Annotated in this window: 1 protein-coding gene; it reads left to right on the forward strand. The window is 70.7% G+C overall.

What is annotated here, in order from left to right:
• Positions 1-8: 8 nt before the first annotated feature.
• Positions 9-1,190, forward strand: a complete 1,182-nt coding sequence (gene metK, locus FM051_RS49955) for a methionine adenosyltransferase (protein WP_158854995.1) — start codon at positions 9-11, stop codon at positions 1,188-1,190.
• Position 1,191: the final 1 nt, after the last annotated feature.

Raw genomic sequence — 1,191 nt, forward strand, 5'->3', positions numbered from 1 at the left:
GCAGCAGGCTGTTCACCAGTGAGTCGGTGACCGAGGGGCACCCGGACAAGATCTGCGACGCCATCAGCGACTCGATCCTCGACGCGCTGCTGGCCAAGGACCCGCGGTCGCGCGTCGCGGTGGAGACGATGGTCACCACCGGCCAGGTGCACGTGGCGGGCGAGGTCACCACCGAGGCGTACGCGGACATCCCGTCGATCGTGCGGGACAAGATCGTCGAGATCGGCTACGACTCGTCGGCCAAGGGTTTCGACGGCTACTCGTGCGGCGTGAACGTGGCCATCGGCTCGCAGTCGCCGGACATCGCGCAGGGCGTGGACACCGCCTACGAGAAGCGCGTCGACGGCACCGAGGACGAGATCGCCAAGCAGGGCGCGGGCGACCAGGGCCTGATGTTCGGCTACGCCTGCACGGACACCCCCGAGCTGATGCCGTTGCCGATCGCGTTGGCGCACCGGCTGTCGCGCCGGCTGACCGCGGTGCGCAAGGACGGCACCGTTCCGTACCTGCGTCCCGACGGCAAGACGCAGGTCACCATCGAGTACGCGGGCGACCAGCCGGTGCGGCTGGACACCGTCGTGGTGTCCACGCAGCACGCGGACGGGATCGACCTGGAGAAGCTGCTGGGTGTCGACGTGCGCGAGCACGTGGTGGCCCCGGAGGTCGCGGCGCTCGGCCTGGACACCACCGACGTGCGGCTGCTGGTCAACCCGACCGGCCGGTTCGTCATCGGCGGTCCGATGGGTGACGCGGGCCTGACCGGCCGCAAGATCATCGTCGACACGTACGGCGGCATGGCGCGGCACGGTGGCGGCGCGTTCTCCGGCAAGGACCCGTCGAAGGTGGACCGGTCCGCGGCGTACGCGATGCGCTGGGTGGCGAAGAACGCGGTGGCGGCGGGCTTGGCCACGCGCATCGAGGTGCAGGTGGCGTACGCCATCGGCAAGGCCGCCCCGGTGGGTCTGTTCGTGGAGACCTTCGGCACCGAGACGGTCGACCCGTCGAAGATCCAGCAGGCGATCGGCGAGGTCTTCGACCTGCGCCCGGCCGCGATCATCCGCGACCTGGACCTGCTGCGCCCGATCTACGCCCCGACCGCCGCGTACGGCCACTTCGGCCGCACCGACGTCGAACTGCCCTGGGAGAACACGGACCGCGCGGAAGCCCTGCGCTCCGCCGCCGGTGCGTGAC

Source organism: Saccharothrix deserti (assembly GCF_009769385.1).
Classification (GTDB): domain Bacteria; phylum Actinomycetota; class Actinomycetes; order Mycobacteriales; family Pseudonocardiaceae; genus Actinosynnema; species Actinosynnema deserti.